Source organism: Saccharibacillus sp. JS10, from assembly GCF_024436065.1.
Lineage (GTDB): Bacteria > Bacillota > Bacilli > Paenibacillales > Paenibacillaceae > Saccharibacillus.
In genome coordinates this window covers 535,566-557,344 of record NZ_JANFNS010000001.1, presented here as the reverse complement: position 1 = coordinate 557,344, position 21,779 = coordinate 535,566, and the positions used below count along the sequence as shown (strand labels likewise).

General features: G+C 46.1%; 19 protein-coding genes. 10 read left to right on the top strand and 9 right to left on the bottom strand.

Annotation, left to right across the window (positions count from 1 at the left end):
- Positions 1-14 precede the first annotated feature (14 nt).
- Together parE and gyrA are read left to right on the top strand one after the other, a co-directional pair.
- Positions 15-1,988, top strand: coding sequence for a DNA topoisomerase IV subunit B (parE, locus tag NOM90_RS02545; RefSeq protein ID WP_255939767.1), 1,974 nt, complete (start codon positions 15-17; stop codon positions 1,986-1,988).
- Positions 1,989-2,012: 24 nt separating this feature from the next.
- Positions 2,013-4,469: a DNA gyrase subunit A gene (gene gyrA, locus NOM90_RS02540; RefSeq protein WP_255939766.1), complete on the top strand. Its 2,457-nt coding sequence runs from the start codon at positions 2,013-2,015 to the stop codon at positions 4,467-4,469.
- A gap of 157 nt (positions 4,470-4,626) precedes the next feature.
- Here gyrA and NOM90_RS02535 read toward each other — a convergent pair whose 3' ends face one another.
- A complete protein-coding gene (locus tag NOM90_RS02535) occupies positions 4,627-5,379 on the bottom strand; it encodes an RluA family pseudouridine synthase (protein WP_255939764.1) in 753 nt (250 codons plus the stop codon).
- A complete protein-coding gene (locus tag NOM90_RS02530) occupies positions 5,379-6,248 on the bottom strand; it encodes a class I SAM-dependent methyltransferase (protein WP_255939762.1) in 870 nt (289 codons plus the stop codon). The genes NOM90_RS02535 and NOM90_RS02530 overlap by 1 nt, the downstream gene beginning before the upstream one ends.
- Positions 6,249-6,462: 214 nt before the next feature.
- Here NOM90_RS02530 and NOM90_RS02525 point away from each other — a divergent pair, with 214 nt between their 5' ends.
- Positions 6,463-6,912, top strand: coding sequence for a flavodoxin (locus tag NOM90_RS02525; protein WP_255939760.1), 450 nt, complete (start codon positions 6,463-6,465; stop codon positions 6,910-6,912).
- Positions 6,909-7,613 carry a hypothetical protein gene (locus NOM90_RS02520; RefSeq protein WP_255939757.1) on the top strand — a complete coding sequence of 235 codons (705 nt, stop codon included), beginning with the start codon at positions 6,909-6,911 and terminating at the stop codon, positions 7,611-7,613. Before NOM90_RS02525 ends, NOM90_RS02520 begins: the two co-directional genes overlap by 4 nt.
- On the opposite strand, the gene NOM90_RS02515 is transcribed toward NOM90_RS02520, so the two are convergent.
- Both NOM90_RS02515 and NOM90_RS02510 read right to left on the bottom strand, forming a co-directional pair.
- The gene (locus NOM90_RS02515) at positions 7,595-8,440 is read right to left on the bottom strand and encodes a GNAT family N-acetyltransferase (RefSeq protein ID WP_255939755.1); all 846 of its coding nucleotides are present in this window, start codon (positions 8,438-8,440) and stop codon (positions 7,595-7,597) included. The two genes, NOM90_RS02520 and NOM90_RS02515, sit on opposite strands and share 19 nt — an antisense overlap.
- A gap of 128 nt (positions 8,441-8,568) precedes the next feature.
- Positions 8,569-8,745, bottom strand: a complete 177-nt coding sequence (locus NOM90_RS02510; RefSeq protein ID WP_255939752.1) for a YjfB family protein — start codon at positions 8,743-8,745, stop codon at positions 8,569-8,571.
- Positions 8,746-9,546: 801 nt separating this feature from the next.
- Between NOM90_RS02510 and NOM90_RS02505 the strand changes: the two genes are divergently transcribed.
- From NOM90_RS02505 to NOM90_RS02495, 3 genes are all read left to right on the top strand, one after another.
- Positions 9,547-9,942 carry a Fur family transcriptional regulator gene (locus tag NOM90_RS02505; protein WP_255939749.1) on the top strand — a complete coding sequence of 132 codons (396 nt, stop codon included), beginning with the start codon at positions 9,547-9,549 and terminating at the stop codon, positions 9,940-9,942.
- On the top strand, positions 9,918-10,691 hold the full coding sequence (locus NOM90_RS02500; RefSeq protein ID WP_255939746.1) for a winged helix family transcriptional regulator: 774 nt from the start codon (positions 9,918-9,920) through the stop codon (positions 10,689-10,691). Before NOM90_RS02505 ends, NOM90_RS02500 begins: the two co-directional genes overlap by 25 nt.
- A 186-nt stretch (positions 10,692-10,877) precedes the next feature.
- Entirely contained in the window at positions 10,878-12,335 is a 1,458-nt protein-coding gene (locus tag NOM90_RS02495; protein ID WP_255939743.1) for a catalase, read from the top strand.
- A gap of 263 nt (positions 12,336-12,598) precedes the next feature.
- On the opposite strand, the gene NOM90_RS02490 is transcribed toward NOM90_RS02495, so the two are convergent.
- Positions 12,599-13,585, bottom strand: coding sequence for a 3-oxoacyl-ACP synthase III family protein (locus NOM90_RS02490; protein ID WP_255939740.1), 987 nt, complete (start codon positions 13,583-13,585; stop codon positions 12,599-12,601).
- Between the two features lie 119 nt (positions 13,586-13,704).
- Positions 13,705-14,052: a hypothetical protein gene (locus NOM90_RS02485; RefSeq protein WP_255939737.1), complete on the bottom strand. Its 348-nt coding sequence runs from the start codon at positions 14,050-14,052 to the stop codon at positions 13,705-13,707.
- A 208-nt stretch (positions 14,053-14,260) separates the two neighbouring features.
- Between NOM90_RS02485 and NOM90_RS02480 the strand changes: the two genes are divergently transcribed.
- From NOM90_RS02480 to NOM90_RS02470, 3 genes are all read left to right on the top strand, one after another.
- Positions 14,261-16,105 (top strand): UbiD family decarboxylase, encoded by a 1,845-nt coding sequence (locus NOM90_RS02480; RefSeq protein ID WP_255939735.1) that lies wholly within the window; start codon positions 14,261-14,263, stop codon positions 16,103-16,105.
- Between the two features lie 273 nt (positions 16,106-16,378).
- Positions 16,379-17,728: an LLM class flavin-dependent oxidoreductase gene (locus NOM90_RS02475; protein ID WP_255939733.1), complete on the top strand. Its 1,350-nt coding sequence runs from the start codon at positions 16,379-16,381 to the stop codon at positions 17,726-17,728.
- A 22-nt stretch (positions 17,729-17,750) separates the two neighbouring features.
- A complete protein-coding gene (locus tag NOM90_RS02470; RefSeq protein WP_255939731.1) occupies positions 17,751-18,806 on the top strand; it encodes an LLM class flavin-dependent oxidoreductase in 1,056 nt (351 codons plus the stop codon).
- A 113-nt stretch (positions 18,807-18,919) separates the two neighbouring features.
- On the opposite strand, the gene NOM90_RS02465 is transcribed toward NOM90_RS02470, so the two are convergent.
- The 3 genes from NOM90_RS02465 to NOM90_RS02455 all read right to left on the bottom strand — a co-directional run bounded on the left by NOM90_RS02465 (position 18,920) and on the right by NOM90_RS02455 (position 21,673).
- Positions 18,920-19,237: a hypothetical protein gene (locus tag NOM90_RS02465; protein WP_255939729.1), complete on the bottom strand. Its 318-nt coding sequence runs from the start codon at positions 19,235-19,237 to the stop codon at positions 18,920-18,922.
- Between the two features lie 313 nt (positions 19,238-19,550).
- Positions 19,551-21,005: a HAMP domain-containing sensor histidine kinase gene (locus tag NOM90_RS02460; protein ID WP_255939728.1), complete on the bottom strand. Its 1,455-nt coding sequence runs from the start codon at positions 21,003-21,005 to the stop codon at positions 19,551-19,553.
- Positions 20,990-21,673 (bottom strand): response regulator transcription factor, encoded by a 684-nt coding sequence (locus tag NOM90_RS02455; protein WP_255939727.1) that lies wholly within the window; start codon positions 21,671-21,673, stop codon positions 20,990-20,992. The genes NOM90_RS02460 and NOM90_RS02455 overlap by 16 nt, the downstream gene beginning before the upstream one ends.
- Positions 21,674-21,779: the final 106 nt, after the last annotated feature.

Here is a 21,779-nt window from a genome sequence, read left to right as displayed (position 1 = left end):
AAGAGGGAGAAATCATGGCGGAACAGATCGAATCGGCAGAACAGACGACGGCGCCGCAGGTCGTTCAGGGGTACGATGCGGACGATATACAGGTATTAGAAGGCCTTGTCGCTGTTCGCAAACGACCTGGTATGTATATCGGGAGTACGAGTTCTTCGGGTCTGCACCATCTGGTATGGGAAATCGTCGACAACGCGGTCGATGAGCATTTGGCAAAATATTGCGACCGGATCGACGTTACTTTAAATAAAGACGGTTCGGTTACCGTTCGAGATAATGGACGAGGCATTCCGACCGGTATGCACAAAAGTGGCGTTCCAACGCCGCAAGTCGTATACACCGTGTTGCACGCAGGAGGCAAATTTGGCGGCGGCGGATACAAAAAGTCCGGGGGTCTACACGGGGTAGGCGCATCGGTCACGAACGCATTGTCGGAATGGTTGGAAGTCGAGATTTACCGCGACGGTAAAATTCACCGCCAACGGTTTGAATATCACGTAGACAAAAAAGGCGTGGAACATGTCGGCGAACCGGTAACGGGTCTTGAAGTATTGGGCAACACCAGACAGACGGGTACCAAAGTTACGTTCAAGCCGGATATTAAAGTGTTCAAAAACGGTATTTCGCTCACGTACAATACGCTTGCCGAAAGACTGCAAGAGCTTGCATTTTTAAATTCGGGTCTACGTATCGTTTTGACCGATCATCGCACCGATACGGCAGAAGAATTTTATTACGAAGGCGGAGCCAAACAATTCGTCGAGTTTTTGAATGAAGGCAAAGAAGTGCTGCACGACGTCGTACGTTTTTATGCGGAAAAAGACGAGATCGAAGTCGAAGTGGCTTTCCAATATAACGCAGGATATACCGAGACGATCGCTTCATTCGTTAACTCGATCCCAACTCGGGGCGGGGGGACGCACGAAACAGGCTTCAAAACCGCGTACACGCGTATTTTGAATGAATATGCTCGCAAAACCGGTTTGCTAAAAGAAAAAGATAAAAATCTTGAAGGCGGCGACTTGCGCGAGGGCATGATGGCGGTCATCAGTATCAAGATGGGCGATGTCGAATTCGTGGGTCAAACGAAAGATCAGCTGGGGAGTGCTTCGGCGCGCAGTGCCGTAGATTCGATTGTATCGGACAAAACGGCACAATTCCTCGAAGAAAATCCGCAAGCGGCTCAAGTGCTGACACGCAAAGCGGTACAAGCCGCTCGCGCTAGAGAAGCAGCACGCAAAGCACGTGACGAAATGCGTACCGGCAAAAAACGGAGCGAAAGTTCGAACTTGAATGGCAAGCTGACACCTGCGCAATCGAAAGACTTTACCAAAACCGAACTGTTTATCGTCGAAGGTGATTCGGCAGGCGGATCGGCAAAGCAAGGACGCGACTCCAAAATTCAAGCGATTTTACCGCTCAAAGGTAAACCACTGAACCCGGAAAAAGCGAAGTTAGCTGAAATATTGAAAAACGAAGAGTATCGAGCGATCGTATCGGCAATCGGCGCAGGAATTGGTCCGGAGTTTGCGATCGAAGACAGTAATTTCTCGAAGATCGTCATTATGACCGATGCGGATACCGATGGTGCTCATATTCAAGTCTTACTGCTGACCTTCTTCTACCGCTATATGAAGCCGATGATCGACCAAGGTCGTGTCTATATCGCGCAACCGCCGTTATACAAAATTACGCGTAAAGGTTCACGTAAAAATGAAGTGGTATACGCGTGGAGCGATGAAGAACTCGAAAAAGTAAGCAAAAGCAACAAAAACTTCGAGCTTCAACGTTACAAAGGACTCGGCGAAATGAATCCGGATCAACTGTGGGAAACGACGATGGACCCGACCACACGTACATTGCTTCAGGTTCAGGTCGAAGATGCAGCAAAAGCAGAGCGCCGCGTATCTACGCTGATGGGCGATAAAGTCGATCCTCGCAAACGTTGGATCGTCGAAAATGTAGACTTTACGGAAGTCGAACAATAAGCGACAAAAGGGGATTTTTAACTGATGAGTGTACCGGAAGAACAATTCAAACCGGCATTTCTTGAAGAAGTGGTCGGTGACCGCTTCGGTCGGTATTCTAAATATATTATTCAAGATCGTGCGATTCCCGACGTGCGCGACGGGCTAAAGCCTGTGCAACGTCGGATTTTGTATGCGATGTACGAGTCGGGAAATACGCCGGAAAAAGGTTATCGTAAATCGGCAAAAACAGTCGGCGACGTGATGGGTAACTATCACCCGCACGGTGACTCTTCGATTTACGAAGGTATGGTACGTATGGCGCAGCCGTGGAAAATGGCGCATACGCTAGTTGACGGGCACGGAAACTGGGGTTCGATCGATGATGACCCGGCAGCAGCTATGCGTTATACGGAAGCACGTTTATCGACGATTGCGATGGAGATGTTACGCGATATCGATAAACGTACCGTTCAGTTCAAAGATAACTTCGATAACACGGCAAAAGAACCGGTAGTGCTACCGGCGCGTTACCCCAATCTATTGGTCAACGGCGTCAGCGGGATTTCGGCAGGTTTTGCTACTGAAATTCCAACACATAATCTGCGTGAAGTTATCGATGGGTGTATCGCGGTGATGGACAATCCAGAGATTGATCTGGACGGCATCATGCAGCATATTCAAGGGCCGGATTTCCCGACCGGGGGTACAGTCATGGGCGAAGCGGGAATTCGTGAAGCCTATTCGACAGGACGCGGTAAAATTCAGATTCGTTCGCGTACGGAAATTGAGACGCTTCGCGGCGGAAAGCAACAAATCGTTATTACGCAAATACCGTATCAAGTCGTCAAAGCACGTTTGGTCACTGCGATGGAAAATATTCGGCTTGAAAAAAAGGTCGAAGGGATCGCGGAAGTACGAGACGAAAGCGGACGCGAAGGGATGCGGATTGTTGTCGAGCTGAAAAAAGATGCAGATGCGAACGGTATTTTGGCATATTTGCTCAAAAAAACAGATCTTCAAGTCAGCTATAACTTCAATATGGTCGCGATCGTGAATAAAGCTCCACAACAACTTGGCGTGAAAGCGATTTTGGAAGCTTATATCAATCACCAGCGTGAAGTCATTACCAAACGTACTTCGCACGAATTAGAAAAAGCGAAAGATCGTTCACATGTTCTGGAAGGTCTGGTTAAAGCGCTGAACATTCTAGATGATGTCGTTGCGGCGATTCGTGCTTCCAAAAACCGTCAAGACGCGCAAAACAATCTGCAATGGATGTTCGGATTCACAGAGCGTCAAGCGGATTCGATCTTAACGTTGCAACTGTACCGTTTGACGAACTTGGAGATCACGCAACTTGAAAAAGAACATGCAGACTTGGAGAAACGCATTGCGGTACTGGAAGGTATCTTGTCGAGTAATCGCAAATTGCACAACGTTATTCGCAAAGAATTGACTGAAATCCGCGACAAATTCGGGATTGATCGCAGATCCGATCTGCAAAGCGAAGTCGAAGAAATTAAGCTTAATCTCGAAGTGATGATTCCTCAAGAAGAAGTAATTGTGTCGCTTTCGCAAGAAGGATATATCAAGCGTTCCGGTATGGCTTCTTTCACCCGTTCCGGCAGCGATCGCCAAGCTTCTGGTGTTCGCGAAGGCGATTATATTCGTCATCTGTTAGACGTCAGTACGCTGGATCGACTGTTAGTGTTCACGCAGCGCGGACAATTTTATTTACTTCCGGTACATCAGATTCCAGAGTTCAAATGGAAAGATAACGGTACAGCGATCGTTAATATTATTCCGTTAGACAAAGAAGAAAAGATTGTCTCGATCATTCCAGTGAAAGAGTTGGAAGAATCGGAGCAATCTCTAGTATTCGTCACGCGTAAAGGTCAAGTGAAGCGAACCGCGCTTCGGGAGTATGCGACCAAAAGAAGCGGAGGCGTAGTCGCTTGCAAACTTGGAAACGGCGACGAAGTGATTCAGGTAAACTTGAGCGAAGGCGATCAAGATATCTTGATCGTGACGGCGCAAGGCATGAGTATCCGTTTTGGAGAGCAAGAAGTCTCGCCTATGGGACGAGTATCGGCAGGCGTTCGCGGTATTCAGTTGAAAGATGGCGACGAAGTTGCGGCAGCATTGTTCGTGAAAGGCGATGAAGGCGAAGTATTGGTTGTAACCGATCTTGGTCATGCCAAGCGTTCGATGTTACTGGAATACCCTTCGCAAAGCCGGGGCGGCAAAGGCATGATTACGTTTGAATTCAAAGAAGGCAAACGAGTTAAGCCAAACGGTAATCGACTCATTGGCGCTTACAATACGCGGCAGGTTCTTCCGTTCTTCGCTGTATTATCAAGCGGAGAAAGACTGGAATTCCCGGCAGGTAAAGCTCCATTAACTGAACGCAAACATATTGGTAAACCACTGATTTCGGTAGACAAACCGGATACGATCCTCGATTTGTTACCTTCGTTTGAGAAAGCACCTACGGTCTAAACGATAGTTGAAGTCACAAAAAACCGTCTACTTTGTCATAATCGACAAGGTAGACGGTTTTTATGCGTTTGCTAAGGCTTCCGTAGGTAAAACAAAAAGACGAAGGATCGGCTGCCTGAGCAGCTTTCGCCAACGTCTTTTTTTGTTGCTTTTATTTTTATTCGCCGTATTCCAATTCATTTCGAAGCAATTGATAGACGTGATCCGACCACTGCGTCCACGGCGCCGTATCTGGTGGAAGTGAAATCAACAAGGTTGATTCTTTCGTAACCGGATGCGGAAATCTCAAACGAACCGACCATAGGGCGATTTGTTCGCCTGGTTTTGTAAAAGAAGCTCCGTATTTTTGATCGCCATAGAGCGGGCATCCGATCTGACTCATTTGTACGCGAATCTGATGGGAACGTCCAGTGTGTAATTCTACGCACACAAGCGCGCGATTTCCGTCTTCCGCAAGCACTTTATAATCCAAGATCGCTTCTTTCGCTCCCGCAGTACCTTTGGACACTACAGTCACAATATTCGTACGCTCATTTTTAAGCAAATAATGTACAAGGCGACCTTCAGTTTGTTTGGGAACACCATTGGTGACGGCGACATACGTTTTGCGAATCGAATGGGTACGTACCGAATCAGACAAGCGAGAAGCGGCTTTAGACGTTTTGGCAAAAATCATCGCGCCGCCTACGGGGCGATCTAACCGATGCACGAGCCCAAGGAACACATTGCCCGGTTTTTGGTGACGGATTTTCAGATCGTTTTTAAGCAAAGTCAGCATATCGGCATCGCCGCTTGCATCTTCTTGCACAGGGATATTGACCGGTTTGACGATTCCCAGCAGATGATTATCTTCCAGCAATACCGAAATACCGGACAATCCTTCCACGCTGTGTTCGCCAGACTGACTCATTAGTTTGACTCCCAGCGTCCAAGAATCCCGCAAGGCAGATTCAGACCCGAACGTGAGATCGGAAGACCAATCTCGCCTGCACTGATTTGTCCACCATAACGCGGCTTCATCGTCATTTCCAACATATTGGACAATACAGTTGACGAAATACCTGTCGTATACGAATTGATGAGCATAAAGAGCGGATCGTCAGACAAAATTTGCATACATGATTCCAAGAACGGATACAGACTCGATTCCAATTTCCAAGTCTCGCCATTTGGACCGCGACCGTAAGAAGGAGGATCCATAATGATCGCATCGTATTTATTTCCACGACGTTGTTCGCGTTGAACAAACTTAAATACATCGTCGGTAATAAAACGCACAGGGCGATCGCTCAGACCGGACAATTGGATATTTTCTTTCGCCCATTGAACCATGCCTTTTGCCGCATCGACGTGAACCACGCTTGCTCCAGCGTAAGCCGAAGCTACGGTTGCGCCGCCTGTATACGCGAACAGATTCAATACTTGAATCGGACGTCCCGCATTTTGGATTTTGTCGATCATCCAGCTCCAGTTGGTCGCTTGTTCAGGGAACAGACCGGTATGTTTGAAGCTAGTCGGTTTAATATAAAATTTTAATTTGTCATCATAATTGATTGTCCAACGTTCCGGCAATTGCTTTTTCCATGTCCAAGCACCGCCGCCTGACGAACTACGGTGATAATGACCAACTGTCTCGCGCCACGGACCACTTTCGTCTGCGATCGGCCAAATGATTTGCGGATCGGGACGTCGTAAGATGACATCGCCCCAACGTTCCAATTTATCTCCTGCGCCTGTATCGATCAGTTCATAATCTTTCCAATTTTGAGCCATGTACATTGTGATTGAACCACCCTTAATTTTATCGTTGTTCCCCGAATTTCCTTCATAACCATGTTGGAATTCTCAGAACTCCATTGTACCCGAGGAGCCAGTAAAAATCCAGAATTTCAAAACTATTTGACATTGATAATCATTATCATTATGATAATGCGTATTGAACGTCATCTGTTAGTGGATTGTGAATGTAAGATAAAATTCTGGAGGTCTAAACATGAGCAAACTCATTTTGATATATGCAAGTATGACAGGGAACACTGAAGAAATGTCGGAGCTTATTGTTAGCGGAATTCAAGAAGCAGGCGGCGACGTCACGGTGAAGCTAGTCGAAGATTGTGATGCCGATCTTTTGCAAGATTACGATGGAATTATGCTGGGCGCTTATACATGGGGCGACGGCGAACTGCCGGATGAATTTCTCGACTTTTACGAAGATATGGACGAATTGAATCTGCAAGGCAAAAAAGCGGCTGTATTCGGAAGCGGAGATACGGTGTATGAGCAATTTGCAAAAGCGGTCGATTTGTTGCAGGACAAATTGGTTGAACGTGGTGCCAGTATGATCTTAGAGCCGATGAAGCTAGAATTAAATCCATCCGGCGATGAGCGTGAAAACTGCCGTGCATTCGGTCGAAACTTTGTAGGGAGTACGGTGAATGTATGAGTTCGTCTAAAGAGCAGTATACATTTCAAGTGGAAGAACCTCCGAGGCTACAAGATTATCAGTTAGAAAAATGGTTGGCTTCTGCTCATTTATCGCCGTCTTTAGAGTCGCTGCGCTCGGAGAAGTATAGTTGGACACAGCGTGTACAATATGCGGTCGGTCATGCCGTCAATCGATATTACTCGGCGGAACCTAAATTTCGGATACATACAAATAGCGGAGAGTTGGTAGATTATCGCTGGCCTCAAAGACTCGACGGATTTGATTCGGAAAAAAAGTACTGGGAACTTAAAGATCAGGTCATAGTGAACTTAAATACTTTTTTCCAAAATAATCCGTACACCGAAGATCGCCCGATCTTACTGTATGAACAATTGCATACGCATGTAGCGGAGCTAGGTCTTGATTTATCGATGATTGCGCAAGTGGCATGGCAATGTCCAAAGACGCTGGGCATTCATCTGCAAAAGTTTGTCGTAGAAGATAAACCTCAAGTCTTGGACGGATACCGCCATGTGGCACGCGTGTTTTGTCGTCATGCGTTCGGCGCTGATCCGATCAAGCTTGAGGTGTTCCATGTATTAGAAGGGAAGATCACTGAGCTATCGCTTGGTGACATTTCGTATGAACAATCGCTCGATTATTTAAAATTGGCGTATCAAAGTATCGAAGAAAGTAACGGTTATACGCTTAGTTCATAATAGTCTTGCACCGCATACGAGCGGAATCCGCAGTTTTCGTAAAGTTTAAGTGCATTGGCGTTTTGGGTTTCGACTCCGATATGAGGCTGAAGCCCAGCTTCTACTTCGCGGCGGATCATTTGCATCAAGATACTGCGACCAATGCCTTGACCTCGGTACGCAGCATCGATTACGAATCCAAAGATTCCTGCTTGAAGCGGCGTATCGTAATCCATTACAAGCGTGCCAATGGTTTGCTGCCGATACACAACCATACTGCGAACACGTCTAGGATTGCGATCTTCTTCTTGCAGCGTTTCTAGCGTATCCGCATCATTTGAGCCAAATCCTTCGTTGTACAACCGAAGAACAAGTTCGAGATCGGCATCTTCGTAAGGACGATAGGAAGCAGAAGTCGCGACCGAAGCGGCAGGGAATTCGGGCATAAGATCTTTTTGCCAAGCCATTTCATACTCGGAAAAAGAATAGCTCGCTCCGATTTTCTTCAACCAGTCTGCTGCTGCCAAAGACGCTTGCGGAGCATTTAAAAGCACGGTAGAGGCTTCATGTATGCGTCCAGAAGATAAAGCTTGATTCCATAATGAAGTGAACACGCCTTGTTTTCGGTAATTCGGATGAACCATGCCGCAGACTTCGACCTGTCCACCAAAACCGTATAACGCTAAAAATCCGATCAGAACGTCATTTTCGTAATAAAAATAGTCCATATTGGTCTTTCTTGAATCCATCTGCAACATATCGTCATTGAGCTTAAGACAAATATCATCTTGCGTTTCGCAGATTCGTTGTAAAGATTTGATATCTTGCAATTGTTGTTCGTTCAGCAAATGAACCTCCTGAGATGAATAAAATATGTAAACTGAGTGCAAATATGCGATATCAGTATAGCATGATAGTCATATAGTTACACCGAAAACCCTGAGAACAATATGTTCTCAGGGTTTTTTAGCGACCGTTACGCTCGGAAATCGACCGAACCGCCTAAATGAGGAGTAACGCTGGTTTCCATCATTTTCGCCAATTGTTCGCTTTGCTGCTTCGCTTGATCGACCGAAATGTTCATCACTTGAATCGAAGCTTGCTGAGCAACAGAGGTTTGACTCATAACCATTGAAAGTGCTGCAATATCCATGCTCATATCCTCCTTTCTGGCTTTTTTACTCGAAAGGTCTTTTAAGCATAAGCCTAAAGTTGTTATCGGTTAACAGATAGGCATTGACGATAGGACTAACGATGCCATTTATCAAGCAACGATATACATTTGACTTTATCTAACAAAATGCGGTATACTTAGATCGTTGTGGACACTTGGATAACGAATTTATGCAGATGCAGCATATGCTTTGATAGCCGGATCACACTGGCGCGGTCTTCGGAGCCGCAAGGATGGAAGAGAGGTAGGGCTTTCGTTGTTTTAGGTTTCAAGTAACGAAGTCTCTCACCGTAGAGTGACAACTCAGGAATATAACATGCACGGTTTCGCCATATAGCGCCTACGATCTGGCGGTCGTAGTTAAGCGCAGTGAGCAAGTTCGAAGTTTTTAGGAAACGATTCATCCATGGGAGTCGGTTTCGCGAAGCGAAATCGTTGAATTTTAGTAAGAGTGCCGGATTTTAATTTCGGCGAAGCGGTAAGAGGTTTCATCGGTTATTCAAGTGAATAGCGGCAGTACGTACAGCTATTACGTACAACAAGACCGCTAGAGAAGAGCGTGCGGGTAGGAAATGATCTACCCTACACGATTTCTTCGATAAAGAGTCGACCTTAGGGTCGGCTTTTTTTATTTTAATAGAATGATTTTGTGTCTAATTTCCTAGTTGAACCTTGATTCCTTTTTAAAATAGATTTATACTTATTCTAAATTGAAATGAATGAGAATGAAATTCATCCTTATCCAACTATTAAAATTACACATAAAAGAGGAATGCCCTAATGAAAACAATCAACTTAACAACGCAGCGCCAAGCCGTTTACGATATCGTGCGTACTGCGGAAGATCACCCGACGGCAGCCGATGTGATGAATCGATTGGTAGAACGCGGTCATAGCTTTGCGTATGGAACGGTCTATAATTCGCTACGCTATTTGACTGATAAAGACTTAATTCGTGAACTTAAGCTTGGCGAAACGGCAAGCCGTTACGATGCGCGCACCGATGATCATCAGCATATTGTATGTGAAGTATGCGGACGCGTAGATGAAGTGATGACAGCTATCCCGGAATCATGGATGACTCAAGTTGCTGAAGAAACCGGATACGAAGTGGCAGGTGCTCATATCGTAGTCGAAGGGGTGTGTGCAGAATGCAAAAGCAAGCGCAAGAAATGACCGTATTTGATATGTCGTCGCCAATGCCGGAAGTCTGCGAAATGACAAGACGAATTATTATTGTCAGCCCTTTCCCCGGACGGATGCACGAGTTAATGCGAACGTTGATGGAAGCTTGCTTCGACGTACTTGTCTTTCATCGCTGGGAACATTCCGAAGCCGGGGCGCTACAAGCGGATCTGCTTATTTTCGATGTGAGCGGCTCGCAAGATGAAGATCCGGTTGGCGCGTTCCGTGAAAATATGCACCCCGTACATGCAGCAGTTCCGACATTGTTTTTGGTAGATGAACAAATGTTGGGTACAGACGGCAGTATTGCTGCTCACGAAGAATTGCTTGTATGGCCGGCTCGTCCGCAAGAAGGCTTACATCACGTTCGTCGCATTTTGCGCAGTGAAGCTGTACGTACTTCGGATATTGAAGCTTCCACGAATATCGAGCACCTACGTGATCAACTTATTTTCAAAGATTTGCGTATCGATCGCCGTCGTATGACGGTATACCGCAGCGGTGCTCGAATCGACCTTACCAAGACCGAATATGAGCTGTTGCTTCAATTGATTGAAGGACAAGGTACCGTGCAGACACGCGAAGATATGCTGAATCGAATCTGGGGAACCCAATATTTCGGCGGGAGCAACGTCGTAGACGTGCATGTAAAAAGTCTACGTAAAAAGCTTGGCGACCGCGTCGGTCAATCGCTGTATGTGGCCACAGTACGCGGCGTCGGGTATCGTCTAGCTGATTAATTAAGTCAGGCATTACCTAAAAACACTTTTAGGTAATGCCTTCATATAATCTTCATCAAAAGCTTAAAATTCCCTCATGATCGCTAACCGGATGAGATGATAAGATGCAGATATAAATTTAGAAAAGGTCTAAAACTAATTCTAAAATGTGCTTATTACTTTCAATTCGGAAAGGAAGATTATACAATGACACATTCAAAACTGACGACTAATCAAGGCGCACCCGTAGGCGACAACCAAAATTCAAGAACAGCAGGAGTTCGTGGTCCCGCATTGTTGGAAGATTATCATCTGCTCGAAAAACTGGCGCATTTCGATCGTGAACGTATTCCAGAACGGGTCGTGCATGCACGCGGAGCAGGGGCATACGGCGTATTCAAAACCGAGCAAAACATGTCGGCATATACGCGCGCTGCTTTTTTGAATGAAGAAGGATTGGAAACGCCTGTATTCGTTCGATTCTCTACCGTTATTCACGGAACCGGTTCGCCGGAAACAGCGCGTGATCCGCGCGGTTTTGCTGTAAAACTGTATACGCAAGAAGGAAATTACGATATCGTGGGCAACCACTTACCGGTCTTTTTTATTCGCGATGCGATGAAATTCCCGGATATGGTTCATTCGCTTAAGCCTGATCCGCAATCGAATCGTCAAGAACCTTCGCGCTACTGGGACTTTATGACGCGTACTCCGGAATCCACGCATATGATGACTTGGTTGTTGTCCGATCACGGTACACCTGCAAATTATCGCGAGATGGACGGATTTGGCGTTCATGCGTTCAAATGGGTCAATGAAGCGGGGAACGTCACATATATTAAATATAAATGGGAATCCAAACAAGGCGTTCGTACGTTGAGTGCCGCTCAAGCGAAAGAAGTACAAGGCGAAGATTTCAGTCATGCGACTCGCGATTTGTTCGACCGGATCGAAGAAGGAAACTTCCCGGAATGGACGCTTAAAGTTCAGATGATTCCGGCTGAACAGGTAGACAATTACGAATTTGATCCGCTTGATCCGACGAAGGTATGGCCGGAAGAACAATTCCCGTTTACAACGGTCGGAACAATGACGCTTAATCGAAATCCGCAAAACTTTTTCTCCGAAGTCGAGCAAGCTGCGTTTTCACCTAGCGCGTTAGTACCGGGCATCGAACCGTCCGAAGATAAACTCCTTCAAGGACGTTTATTCTCTTATCCGGATACACAACGTTATCGTCTGGGTGCCAACTATCTGCAAATTCCGGTGAATTGCCCGTACGCACCTGTACGCAATCATCAACAAGACGGCGCGATGAATATGCACCCTGCTTCGCCAAGAGTAAACTATGAACCGAACGGCGAAGCCGATAGCCCGGTTGAAGATCCATCTTACCGCGAATCCGAACCGGCTCTCGAAGGACATGTCACGCGTCAAAAAATATTCAAAACCGACGATTTTTCTCAAGCCGGCGCCCAATATCGCTCTTATACCGCCGAAGAACAAAACAACCTGATCGCCAATATCGTCAACGATCTCAATCAAGTCAGCGAAGACACAAAGCTTCGCGCAATCTGCAACTTTATCCGCGCCGACCGTCACTACGGCATGCGTCTTGCAGAAGCCCTGAACGTCGATATTTCGTCTTTCATGGGCGGTCGCTAAACGCCCTATGCCAACCGCATTTCAAGTACCAAAAAAGCTGTTGTACACCCAAAAGTGTACAACAGCCTTTTTTTAATCCCCAACCCTCTACTCCTACAAGTATGGAGAACCGCGCAGTAGGCGAAGGGGGAAGTTTCAGTGAAGGAGCGTCAGCGTTCGCCGTTGAACTTGGGAAGCTTCCAATAACATTTCAATCCAGCTTCCCAAGTTCAACACGCGACCGTAACGAAACTTCCCCCGCAGCCGCCTCCAAAGCGCTATTCTCAATACCGAAACAACATCGCCACGAGCTGAAATCCCGATCCAATCGACCAAAACAACACATAATCCCCACGCTTCACACGTCCAGTTTCCACCGCTTCATACAGCGCGATAAACGGGCTACTTGTCCCTGTATATCCAAACCGGTCTCCCACATAGATCATCTGTTGATCATTCAGTTCGAATTGACTTTGAATCTTACGCACATTTTCGAGCGAAAATTGTGACAGACAATAACTACCGACCTCTTGCGGTGTCAGCCCATGACGAGCCAGCAAGCTTTCCATCATCTCGAAAGTCGGCGGCATCGCAGCATGAGCTTCAAAGGGCAACCACAAAATATGTTTGTTGTCCGAGCCGTGTTTGACCGTTTTCGCCAAACCTTCAGCCGGATAACGAATAAAGTCCCGGTTGACCGGATCGGTATGGTAGATCGAATCGATAAATCCACCTTTGGCTTCGCTACGTTCCAAAATAACCGCCGCCGCGGCATCGCCGTAATTCGCGTACGTCACCGCATCTTCCGGATCGCTGATCAGCGTATTATAATCCGAACCGACGATTAGAGCACGGCGAATATGCGGGCTTGTCAGCATATAACGACTGGCATGATCGACCGCGACGACCATACCTGCACAGTTAGCATTGGAATCAAGCACCATTGCATTCGAATCTGCTCCAATCGCTGCATGAATATAAAGGGCGTTGACCGGGAAAGTCGTTTCAGGAACCTGAGTCGAAAAAACGACCATATCGATATCTGTTCCTTGCAGATTTGCTTTTGCCAACACTTTTTTGGCAGCTTCGATTCCCATCGTTAGACTATTTTCTTCGTCATTATCGATCACGTAACGAGACTCCCGTCCCATATGTTCCATGAAGCGGCGAATATCGTTGTTTTTGCGATCAAAATGATCGAAGTAAAAATCGTTTCCGACTGCATTTTGCGGGTGATAAATATCTACAGCTTTAATATGCACAGAGCTCATTTTGTATTCTCCTTCGGTTTCGGTATTCGATTAAAAAGTGTATCCGGTATGAAAAATAAAGCTCCATACCCGGACTGTTTTATCCGAGTAGGAGCCTCAATCCAAATCGATCGACTCAATTATTTCGTAATGATTTCGTGATTGCTCAGACCCGCTTCGCGTGCGACGCGTCCCAATTGCATTTTGATAATTGTTTGCGAAGGGCTGATAATAAAGATTACTTTTTCGAATCCTGTTTCTTTGTAGCTCGTGAAAGATCCTTTGAGCTTATCGACTTCTTCCGTCGACAGCAGATCCATACCCCGGCAATCGACTTCAAGGGTAAACGATTTGGCATCGATCGAAGCCGCCATTTTTGCATAATCACGAACAAAGTTTTGGTAGTCTTCCAAAGTGAATGTACCTGTGACTTGCATCTCGACCTTTTTTGAAGATTGTTGAATAGAAATGGTATACGGTTGTGTCATATTGATTTCTCCTATCTCTCTATTTTTCTCTACACCTTCTTTTATATCGGCTTCAACTTATGGGACTTAAGATTTTCGACAAAAATAGAGGTTTTTTTATTTAAAATATCTCTAAAGAGATCAGTGTCGTTCGTGAATTGGCGAACTTTCTTGGCGTAAGGTAAAATAAAAAGATCACGATAACGGAAATAAGGAGCCTTTGAATTCTATGACCTATCGCAGCATGCAAGAGTGTATTACGGATATGGAAAATGCCGGACATTTGATCCGAATTACCGAAGAAGTCGATCCGAATTTAGAGATGGCGGCTATTCATTTAAAAGCTTTTGAATCCGGTGGGCCGGCTTTGTATTTTGAAAAGGTAAAAGGTTCGAAATACGGCGCGATTTCTAATTTATTCGGCACGATCGAGCGCAGCAAATATATATTCCGCGATACGTGGGAGTCGACGCAAGAAGTAATTGCTCTGCGTAATGATCCGATGAAGGCGCTCAAACAGCCGCACCATTACGCGGGAACAGGGTTTGCAGCACGCAAAGCGTTGCCGATCAAAAAGTCGAGTTTACCTGCCGATTTCGAAGAAATTCGGATATCCGATCTGCCGATGATCAAAAGCTGGCCGAACGACGGAGGAGCTTTTGTTACATTGCCGCAAGTCTATAGCGAAGATCCAGATAAACCGGGTGTGATGAATGCCAATCTTGGGATGTACCGGATACAGCTGAGCGGCAACGAATATGAACAAGACCGTGAAATCGGTGTGCATTATCAGATCCATCGCGGGATCGGCGTGCATCAGTCCAAAGCCGCTAAGCGGGGAGAACCGCTCAAAGTCAGTTGCTTTATCGGTGGGCCTCCGGCGCATACGTTGTCTGCTGTGATGCCACTTCCCGAAGGGTTGAGCGAATTAACTTTTGCCGGATTGTTATCAGGTCGGCATTTTCGGTATAGCTATGTAGATGGGTATTGCGTGAGCCATGATGCCGACTTTGTGATCACTGGAGAGATTTATCCCGACGAAACGAAGCCGGAAGGGCCGTTTGGCGATCATTTGGGGTATTACAGCCTTGTGCATGAATTCCCGGTGATGCGCGTTCATAAAGTATTTGCGAAAAAAAATGCGGTTTATCCGTTTACGGTAGTCGGTCGCCCGCCTCAGGAAGATACGGCGTTTGGCGCGTTAATCCATGAATTGACAGGCGGAGCGATCCAGCAAGAAATTCCGGGCGTCAAAGAAGTCCATGCTGTCGATGCTGCTGGTGTTCATCCACTGCTTCTGGCTGTAGGTAGCGAACGGTATACGCCTTATCAGCCAGTTCAGCGTCCGGCAGAACTTTTGACCATTGCGAACCGGATTTTGGGAACCGGGCAATTAAGTCTGGCTAAATATTTATGGATTGCTGCTGAAGACGATGTTCCGGTCAATGCGCACGATATTCAAGCTTTGTTCGCGCATATTTTGCAGCGGATTGATTTGAAGCGCGATTTACATTTTCAAACGAACACCACAATCGATACTTTGGATTATTCGGGTACAGGGCTGAATAGCGGCAGTAAAGTGGTTTTCGCGGCTGTAGGTAAGCCAATTCGTCAATTGAGTCCTACCGTGCCTAAACTTTTGCAAGATTTATCAGGAGAATTTGGACATGCTGCTATGGCGATGCCAGGGGTTGCGCTATTGCAAGGGCCTGCTTTTGTTGACTACGATACTGTAGATGTACAGATTCAAGCGCTAACGGATGAAATTTCGGCACGCGGTTCATTGGAGGATTGTCCGATGATCGTTTTATGCGACGATACAGCGTTTATGAGTGCTGCTTTCGATAATTTCTTATGGGCAACTTTTACACGAAGCAATCCGTCTCATGACATTCACGGTATAGGGGCGGGGTATACGCACAAACATTGGGGGTGCGACACGCTCATCATTGACGCCCGGACGAAGCCGCATCAAGCCCCGCCGCTGATCCAAGATCCAGATGTTGTTCAACGTATCGAGCGGTTGTTCGAACCTAGCGGAAGTCTGGGGATTTTAAGAACGTTACGTCCATAATCGAATAATGATCTGAATTTTCGAATCTATCCTTTTTTCAAAAATGTACCTGCGTTCTGCCGACGATCGAGATCGGTGTTGGGCGCGGGTTTCTTTGTGTATCGTTTATCGAAAAAGATCGTATCATTTTCTTCTATATCTATATAGAAAATGTCTATGAGCGAAAAGATTGACCCTCCGGGAAGACGATGATAAGCTTCTTTTCAACACTAATCCTAACAAAGTCTATCGGAATTAAATGGTTTAGCTCAATTATAGAGAGGCGGAGAACACATGACAGATTCGCGTAAATTGAAATTCGGAGCCATTATTCACGGAGTAGGCGGAAGCATTACAGGTTGGAGACATCCCAAAGTATTGAGCGATGCGAGTGTTAACCTAGACTTTTACAAACGCCAAGCGTTGACCGCAGAAGAAGGCAAGTTCGATCTGGTGTTTATCGCAGACGGTCTGTATATCAATGAAAAATCGATCCCGCATTTTTTAAACCGTTTTGAACCGTTGACGATTTTGTCTGCGCTGGCTGCTGTAACGAGTCATATCGGTCTGGTCGGCACCTTGTCTACTTCATACAGCGAACCTTTTACCGTTGCTCGTCAATTTGCTTCACTCGATAAAATCAGCGGCGGACGCGCAGGGTGGAATGTCGTGACTTCTCCGCTTGAAGGCAGCGCGCGTAACCACAATATTCGCAATCATCCTGCACATGCCGATCGGTATGAAATCGCGGAGGAACATTTGGATGTGGTACGCGGATTATGGGATTCGTGGGAAGACGATGCTTTTGTCCGCGATAAAGAGTCGGGTGTCTTTTTCGATCCCGATAAGCTACATACGCTGAATCATACAGGACGTTATTTTTCGGTGGAAGGGCCTTTGAATATTGATCGCTCGAAGCAAGGGCAGCCTGTTGTGTTTCAAGCCGGTTCTTCTGAAGCAGGCAAAAGCTTGGCGGCTCGCTCGGCGGATACGGTGTTTACCGGACATGAACGTTTGGAAGATGCACAAGCTTTTTACCGGGATGTAAAGCAGCGTGCGATCGCGAATGGGCGGCAAGCTCAAGACATTGCGATCCTGCCGGGAATCAATCCGATTGTCGGAGCAACGCGAGAAGAAGCAGAAGCCAAATATCAAGAAATCGCTTCGCTGATGACGATTGAAAAAGCGCTAGAGTATCTCGGACGGTTTTTCGACCATCATGACTTTTCGCAGTACGAATTAGACGCACCGTTCCCGGATTTAGGAGATATAGGCAGTAATTCTTTTAAAAGCGGTACAGATAAAATCAAGCAAGACGCAAAAGAACAAGGACTCACGCTACGCCAAGTCGCGCTTCGTTCGGCAACGCCAAAAACAGCTTTTATCGGAACCGCAGAAGATGTAGCAGACCGAATTCAGGAGTGGTTCGAAGCAGAAGCGGCAGATGGTTTTATCGTTCATACAGATCTTCCGAGCGGTCTGCGAAGCTTTGTGGATCATGTCGTTCCGATTTTGCAGGAGCGCGGATTATACCGTCTTGACTATGAATCGGATACGCTACGCGGAAATCTAGGAGTACCTATTCCGGAAAATCGCTATACGGCTCAGCGGCAACAGCCGAGTACGGTAGAAGCTTCGGTATAAATAGAAAAAAGGGGGCTAACATATGAGCGTGAAATTAAGTATTTTGGATCAATCTCTTGTATTTGAAGGCAATATGACAGAGGATACATTGCGTCATACCGTCGAACTTGCAAAAGTAGCGGATGACTTGGGTTATCATCGATTCTGGGTATCTGAACATCATGACACCAATACCGTGGCAGGTTCATCTCCCGAAGTATTGATTGCTTATCTATTGGCGGCAACCAAGCGTATTCGAGTCGGTTCGGGCGGCGTGATGTTGCAGCATTATAGCCCATACAAAGTGGCAGAAAGTTTTAACGTGCTCGCGAATTTGGAACCGGATCGTGTTGATCTGGGCATAGGGCGAGCACCGGGCGGGCTGCCGCGTTCTACTCTTGCTCTCCGCGGAGGAGCGGCTCAAGAAGAAACTTCACTTACCGATAAATTGGAACAGTTACGCAAGTATCTGAGCGGGATTGAAGCGGGAGAAGGCACTTCTTTGGAAGGGCTGCGAGCCGAACCTGTTCCTCAAAAACCAGCTGAACTCTATGTACTAGGAGCGAGTGCGGATAGTGCAGATTTGGCGGCTACACTAGGGTTACCTTATGTGTTTTCTCTTTTTATTAACGGTGATCTGAATCAAGCCGAGGCGGCTTTGCGACGTTATCGGGATCGATTCGTATCGGTCAATGGTTCGAAGCCGCAATCGATATTATCATTGTCGGCAGCAGTAGCGGACACCGACGAAGAAGCCGAAGGGATTGCGATCGAGCAAGATATTTTCCGTACGATTCTTGATAGTGGACGCAAAATTACGATAGGAAATCGAGAAAAAGCAGAAGAGTTCGGCAAGCAATCGGGTGAAGGATATATCATTGAACATTTGCCTTCTCCGCTAGTAAAAGGATCTGTCGATACGGTAGGAAAATATTTGCTTCAAGCGGCACAGCATACTGGAGTCCATGAATTGGTTGTGACTAGCCCGATTCGCGATGTTGCCAAACGTATTCATTCATTCACGTTATTGAAAAGTTATTTCGATGCTAAGCCGCAATTGATCAGTGTTCCTACTGCTGTTTCTGCCGAAGTCGTGTAGTCCTTATTGATGATGGTTGTGCAAAAGAACAAACAAACCCCCAGCGACCAAAGTCGTTGGGGGGTTTGACTTGCTTATAAAAGTCATTTGAACAATCAAAAGTAGATCGTTGATCAACGATTACGAGACGTATACATCGTTTTTGAAGCGGTTTTGACCATAACCTGACGTACAGGTACAGGAGCTGTTGCTTTTCCCGCTTCGCGGAATACACCCAGACAGGAGTGGCACAATCGACCGCTGCGCGTGTCTTGTCCGCAAGATTCACAAGGGTAAGTCAGATTGCTATAAGAAGAAGCGGACAGCCGTCCGGATTTGATAAAATCGTGAAGTTGAGTTAGCGCGACTCCTGTAGCTTGTTGTAGTTCGTTAGTCGTACTTCGAGGGCGCGTCCAAAGATGATCCAAACAGCTATTCAATTGACGATCCATCTGACTAGCGCACGACGTACAAAGGTTTCGAAGATTTTTTTGAAAAATGGTTCCACAGCCTGGGCAATAATCGACTAAAAGCGTCATCTGGATCACCTCAATTTAATAGTATGGTCGATAACTTGTAGACTCATAATACTACCTAAAGACTCAGTTCACAAGACCTATATTCGTCTTGTTTTTAAGCTTTTACCGTATTTAAAACTAGAATTACCCGACTTAAACATATTGAGAATTATTTAATGGTAAATAAGTCCCTGTTCTCGTAAGAAAAAAGGTCTAATCGAAGATTAGACCTTTCAAAATTACCATATTATATTGATTGGAACTCTCGTAATGGAAGTTGAAGGGCAAATGTCGTTCCTGAAGGGCTACTTGATGTAAGTTGCAATTCACCGCCTTGTGCACGCGCCAGAAGTCGACTATAGGTTAAGCCTAGACCAAGCCCGCGAGTTTGTCTTTTTTTCTGTTCGCTACGGAAAAAGCGGTCGAAGATATAATCTTGATCGGATTCGACGATGCCGGCGCCATTGTCGGTGATTTCGACTTTGATTCGACCGTCGGATTCCCGAATTGCGATATGCAAACATAAAGGGCGATCAGGGTGCGTGGCTTGTTTGCCGTTATTGAGTAGATTAACGATAATTTGTTGGATACGCAAAGCGTCACCTGTTGTATAGACCATCTCATTCGGGAAATCGTAATCGATCTCGATCAAATCGGATTCATGAGGCAATTTCCACTGATACACAATTTCCGATATCAGTAATTTTAGATCAAGTCGATCTGCACGAACTTCGACGTTACCGGATGAAAAAGCATTATAGTCGAGCAGATCAGCGACCATTCGTTCCATCCGATTCGATTCTTGAAGCGCAATATCCAAAAATTCTTTAGCTTCTTCGTCGGTGACAATATCATCGCGAACCGCTGAAATTAATCCTTTGATCGAAGTAACGGGAGTTTTCAATTCATGGGTTACTCCTGCTAGGGACAGTTCGCGCCATTCTTCCAATTGGTGCAGACGACCTGCCATTCCTCGGAAAGAATCAACCAAATCGAGCAGTTCCCGTTCACCTGATTTCACTTCTAATTGAATATCATATTGACCATTACGAATTTGTCTTGCACTTTCGGCTACGCGGCGGATTGGACGGGATAATTTGCGTGAAAGAAAATAGATCGTTAGCCATCCCGACAATACAATTACACCGAATAAGCTTGCGAACAATATCAACTCTTCCGAATTGTAAGCCGAGGTTTTGCGGTACTGGCTAATATAGACACCGCCGATTTCTTTGCCGCCAGACATAATCGGCGTATCAATCAATTGATATTCCGGTTCTTTAGAACGTGGATTCGGATTGAGTTTTTGCTCAATTTGCCAATCGCTCATCTCAGGACGGCTGAACAACGCATTCCCTTGCGCATCCGTTATAAGCAGGCAAACATCCAAATTCAGATTAAACAAGCGCATCCGTTCATCCAAAATCGTATTTAAATTAGTCGGAATCGAAATCGAGCCATTTTCTGTTTTCACACGATCGGCAACTTCTTGTCCAAGCATACCGGCAGTCCGGTACCGATTATCCAGTGCCGTTTCGCGTATTCCATAAATGGCAATTCCGGCAACCAGTCCCAAAGCAATAAACAAAATCAGAAAATAACGTAGCGTCCAGTAGATAAGAATCGAAGTTCCTTTTGTATGAACCCGATCTTTTTTGCGAAGCCCGAGCTTCTTCGCGATTGATGTTAGTCGGCGATCCAAAATTGATACCCCGTTCCTCGTAAAGTGCGAATCTCCCCGTTTTCAGGGTTCCAGTGGGAAAGAGCTTGACGCAATCGTTTAATCGACAAATCGACAGCGCGATCACTTCCGTCATAATCGATTCCCCACACATGTTCAATCAGTTGTTCCCGGGTAAAAATCTGATTCGGGCGCTCGGATAAAAAGATTAGTAAAGACATATCACGCGGAGTTAGCGGAACCTCGGCACCGTTAATGAGTACACGTTGAGCACTGGAATCGATCATCAATTCACCGAAGCTTTGAGTGGAATCCGCGCTGTTATACATCGGTCTTCTACGCAAAACCGCATGGACGCGTGCTACAACTTCTTCGGGTACGAAAGGCTTCGTCATATAATCGTCGGCTCCGCCATTTAGTCCGTTTAACCGGTAATCAATATCTCCAAGAGCGGTAAGCATAATGACAGGACAAGAGCCGCGTTTACGGATTTCTTCAAGTAGCTCCCAACCATCGATTCCTGGAAGCATGATATCGAGCAAAACCAAAGCAGGCTTGGTTTGTTCAAATTGTTCAATCGCCAATTTCCCGTCCGATACACGCTCGATGCCGAAGCCTGCTTTTTTCAAATAAGCGGCGAGTACACGAGCAATCGGTTCCTGATCTTCGATAATTAAAATAGTCTGCAAGACCATTCCCTCCTTTCACAAACAGCCCTTTTTGCTTATTTTTCATAAAAGGCTTTAGACATCTATGGATTCTATTTTACAAACAAAACTTAGTAGAGCAAGGGGT